Source organism: Staphylococcus sp. HMSC055C03, from assembly GCF_001809385.1.
GTDB lineage: Bacteria > Bacillota > Bacilli > Staphylococcales > Staphylococcaceae > Staphylococcus > Staphylococcus simulans.
Map to the genome: position 1 here is coordinate 26213 of NZ_KV797500.1, position 671 is coordinate 26883.

1 pseudogene is annotated in these 671 nt (G+C 39.2%); it reads left to right on the forward strand.

What is annotated here, in order from left to right:
* Positions 1–671: pseudogene (locus tag HMPREF2603_RS13400) on the forward strand (FIVAR domain-containing protein); the annotation flags it as partial.

Here is a 671-nt window from a genome sequence, read left to right on the forward strand (position 1 = left end):
AGCAAAAGAACATCAAGATGCTTTAGATGAATTACAAAAAGCAATCGATGCAGCAAATGCAATCAATAAAGATGACTTCAAACCAAATACAGTGAAACCATTAGAAGATGCAGTTGCAGCGGGTGAAGCAGCGAAAGCAGACGCTACTAAGACTCCAGAAGAGTTGAAAGAAGCGGCTAAAGCTATCACTGATGCGCAAAAAGCTTTAGAAGCAAAAGCTAATAAAGATGAATTGAACAAAGTAATCACTACTGCAGAAGGTTTAACTTTAGACCCAGCTGACAAAGAAGATAAAGCAGTCCAAGATGCTTTAAATAAAGCGAAAGAAGTTCAAGCAGACCCTAATGCTTCTCAAGACGCAGTAGATGCAGCGAAAGCAGCTCTAGAAGATGCAATTAATGCTAAAACTGCTCAAGATGCAAAAGAAGCGAAAGAAGCAGCAGATGCTAAACAAGCAGCATTAGATGCGTTGAAAGCAGAGCTTGAAAAAGCAAAAGCAATCAACAAAGATGAGTACACACCTAATAGTGTGAAACCATTAACTGAGGCAGAAACAACAGGACAAGCAATTGTCGATGCACCAGACAATAAAACAACAGCAGAAATTGAAGCTGCTACACAAGAATTAAAAGATGCTCAAGCAGGTTTAGTTGCAAAAGCAGATAAAGCAG